Below are 3,813 nucleotides of genomic sequence, written 5' to 3'. Positions count from 1 at the left end.
GCCCACCAGCCCCCAGCCCGCGCGACGACGTCCGCCCCAGGCGCGGTCCAACAGGTCCTGGGCCCCCCACGCCGCGAGCACCGCCAGCCAGAAGGATAGATGCACCGTGAGCTTCTCCGGATAGCGGAAGGCCCGCCACGGAGGAACCAGGTCATGGACAAAGCCATACAGGGGCGTGTGTCTGCCGAACATCAGCAACAACCCCAGCACCGAGAAGCCCACCGCCACCTGCACCCAGCGCTCCCGGCGACGCGCCACCACGCACACGCCCGCCAGGAACAACACCGGCAGCCCGACATAGAGCGAGCGCGCCCAGAAGTCCGTCGTCTGCATGCCCAGCAGTCCCTGGGCGACGGGGCCGCGAAGAGGCGGCTCCAGCGCGAAGACATTGCCCACCGCCAGGTCGAGCAACCGCAGCGGATGCACCGACCAGAGCTGCGCGGACTCGGCGGTGCGGCGCTCCGCGAAGGTCTCCCCCAGCACGGACGCGGAGGCCCAGAGCTGCGCGGTGGCCACCAGCGCCGCGAGCAGCAGTCCCGTCCCCGTGACGAGCAGCACCCGACGACGCGTCACACCCGCACCGAGCGGACACAGCACCACGACGAGGAGCACCGTGGCGCCGCACACCGTGAAGCCCTGCGGGTCTCCCGCGAAGAGGACCGTCGGAAGGACACATCCCAGCGCGCCCGCCATCGACCAGGAGCCGCGTGCCAGCACCGAGTCCGCGATGAGCAGGAGCCAGGGCAACGCGGTGGCGGCCTGGAGGTACAGCAGGTTGTTGGTGAGGCTGACCAGGTAGCCACTCAGGGCGAAGGCCAGGGCGCCCAGCGCGGCGGCGAGGGGGAAAGCATCACGGGCCCGCAGGAAGAGGTACGTCCCGGTGGCGGCCAGCGGGTAGCACAGCAGCGACATCGCGGTCAGCGCGCCGGGCCCGTCGAACAGCAGCGCCAGCACGTTGGCCGGATGGAAGACTCCCGTGACGGTGGCGCCGGCGAAGGGCTGTCCCAGTGCATTGAAGGGATACCAACCGGGCCAGATGCCCTGGCTCACCGCGTGCGCCCAGAACGCCTTGGCCGGGGCGAACACCCGCAGCATGTCCCGCTCGCAGAGCGCGCCGCCCGTCGAGAGGAGCCGGTGGAAGAACAGCAGCGTGGCGACGACCGACGCGCCCAGGACGACCAGGGGCTCACGGAGACGGGGCGAAGAAAGAGAGCGCATGCGAGGGTGCCTCGGGCTTCTACCAGATGAGGGACGTCCGCTCGAAGACGGACCGCGCACGGGGGCGCTCGGCTAGAGTCCGCGCCACGCATGAGCGCGGAGCGACGAAACGCCTTCCCGTGGAGAGAGCTCCCCGGCCTGCTGTCGACGCGGCTGCTGGCGGCGTTCCTCGTCCCCACCCTGCTCTTCGTCGCGGTGGCGGGCACGGCCGTCTACCAGTTGGCGCGCTCCATCCTCGAGGAGGAGCTGGGCACCAGCCTCTCCAACATCGCCGCCGCCACCGCCAGCCAGCTCAACGGAGAGCGCATGCTCACGATTGAGGCCGGCGACGACTCGGGTGGCACCCGGACGTGGCGCAACCTGGTGCGCCTGCTGGAAGGCGTGCGCGAGGCCAGCGGCGCGCGCCGCGTCTTCGCCGTGGACGTCCAGGGTCGGGTGCGCGCGGACGTGGGCGGCGGCCTGCCAGTGGGCTCGGAGGTGCCGGAGCTGGCGCGCGACAGGCTGGAGCTGGCGCGGGTCTTCGCGGGCGAGCACGCGGCCAGTCAGGTCCTCTTCACCGGCTCGGATGGGCGGCTGTACAAGACGGGTTATGCCCCCATCGTCCACGCCGGGAAGGTGGTGGGCGCGGTGGGCGTGGAGGGCAGCGCCGCGTTCTTCGGCCCGCTCCAGCACCTGTCGCGCACCTTCGTCATCATGGGCGCGCTGGCCCTCACCGCGCTCGCCATCATCGCGCTGCTCACCGCCCGGGGGCTGGCGCGTCCGCTCGGCCGGCTGATGGACTCCGCGCTGAGAATCGGCCGGGGCGACCTCACCACGCCCGTGCCTCCAGAGCCCACGCGCGAAATCGGCGTGCTCGCCCGTGAGCTGGAGGTGATGCGCGGCGCGCTGGAGAGTCGGGACCGACAGCTGAAGATGATGCTCGCGGGCGTGGCCCACGAGGTGCGCAACCCCCTGGGCGGCATCGCCCTGTTCTCCGGCATCCTCCAGGAGGACCTGCGCGCGGGCGCCCACGAGGAGGCCCAGGAGCACGTCGAGCGCATCCAGCGAGAGGTCGCCTTCCTCCAGCGCATCGTCGAGGACTTCCTCGCCTTCGCGCGCGAGCAGCCCCTGGCCCGCGCCCCCGTGGAGGCCCCCGCCCTGCTCTCCGTCGTCCAGGAGCTGTCCTCCGCGGAGGCCAGCATGCGCGACGTGACGCTGGAGGTGGACGCCACGCCCGCCGTGCTGGAGGCCGACGGCAGCCTGCTCACCGCCGCGCTGCTGAACCTGGTGAAGAACGCGGTGCAGGCCTCCGCCGCTGGAGGCCGCGTGCGCATCTCCGGCGCCGAACACGACGGGCGCTATGCCATCCGCGTCCACGACGCCGGCGCGGGGGTGCCGGAGGCCGAGCGCGAGCGCATCTTCGAGCCCTTCTTCACCACCCGCGAGAAGGGCACCGGCCTGGGCCTGCCCCTGGCGCGCAAGATTGCCCGCGCGCACGGGGGAGAGCTGCACCTGACGTCCGCGCCGGGCGACACGACGTTCACCCTGACGCTGCCCTTGAGGCCCTCGGGCGTCAGCTCGCCACGTTGAACTGACGCGCCATCTGCCCCACCTCGCCCGAGACATGGGCCAGCGAGCGCGTGGCCTCCTGCGTGGACTCCAGCCGCTTCATCGTCGCGTCCATGATTTGCGACAGGTCGGCGATGGCGATGGAAATCTGGGAGATGCCGGCGTTCTGCTGCGTCACCGCGGCGGCGATCTGCCGCGCCGCGGCCGAGTTCTCCTGGGACATGAGCGACAGCTCGCGCAGCGAGTCTCCCGACGAGCGCATCTGGTCCAACCCCGTGCCGATGGTGCGCACGCCCTGCTCACCCATGCTCGCCGCGTCCCGGATGCCCTCGGTGATTTCCTGGAGGATGCGCCGGATGCGCTGCGTGGACTGGATGGACTGGTCCGCCAACGCGCGGACCTCCCGGGCCACCACCGCGAAGCCCTTGCCCTGCTCTCCCGAGCGCGCCGCTTCGATGGCCGCGTTGACGGCGAGCAGGTGGGACTGGGCCGCCAGGTCCTTCACCGTCTCGGTGATGTCGCCAATCTGCGTGGTGCTCTCCGCCAGCTTCGCCAGCCGCTGTTGGATTCCGTCCACCGCGCCGCGAATGTCCGCAAGCCCCGCCACGCTGCGCTCCACCGCCGCCTCGCCCTTGAGGCCCAGCTCCTCCGCGCGCTTCGCCACCTGGAGCACCGCGTCCGCCCGGTCCGCCGCCATGCGCGACGTGCGACGAATCTCCTCCGACGTCACCTGCGCCTCATGCAGCGCGGCGGCCTGCTTCGTGAAGCTCTGCTGTTGCTCATCGTTGGCCGTGCGCAGGTGGCTGCCCGCCTCGCCCAGCCGCGCGGCCGACGCCTGGAGCGCCAGCGGAAGCTGTCGCAGCCGGGCCAGCACCGCGTTCATCCCCGCCGCCAGGTCCCCCACCTCGTCGGTGGACACCCACGCGGGCGCGACGACGCGTCCCGCCGCCACGGACTCGATGGCCTGTCCCACCGCCTCCGCCGCCCGCGCCTGACGGCGCGCCAGCATCCACGTGGTGATGCCCGGCAACAGCAGCAACCCACCCA

3 protein-coding genes are annotated in these 3,813 nt (G+C 71.9%); 1 reads left to right on the top strand and 2 read right to left on the bottom strand.

All coding sequences use genetic code 11. From position 1 onward, the window contains the following. Positions 1-1,218: hypothetical protein (locus HR086_RS45430; protein ID WP_174468773.1), on the bottom strand; the 1,218-nt coding region annotated here is incomplete at its 3' end. Between the two features lie 90 nt (positions 1,219-1,308). Between HR086_RS45430 and HR086_RS45425 the strand changes: the two genes are divergently transcribed. Next, positions 1,309-2,787 carry an ATP-binding protein gene (locus tag HR086_RS45425; RefSeq protein ID WP_174468772.1) on the top strand — a complete coding sequence of 493 codons (1,479 nt, stop codon included), beginning with the start codon at positions 1,309-1,311 and terminating at the stop codon, positions 2,785-2,787. Here the strand turns inward: HR086_RS45425 and HR086_RS45420 are convergent. Beyond that, positions 2,771-3,813 (bottom strand): methyl-accepting chemotaxis protein (locus HR086_RS45420; RefSeq protein ID WP_174468771.1); only part of this gene is annotated, 1,043 nt, incomplete at its 5' end. The genes HR086_RS45425 and HR086_RS45420 overlap by 17 nt on opposite strands.

It is taken from the genome of Myxococcus sp. CA039A, from assembly GCF_013336645.1.
Lineage (GTDB): Bacteria > Myxococcota > Myxococcia > Myxococcales > Myxococcaceae > Myxococcus > Myxococcus llanfairpwllgwyngyllgogerychwyrndrobwllllantysiliogogogochensis.
This window is presented reverse-complemented; position numbering and strand designations above follow the sequence as displayed.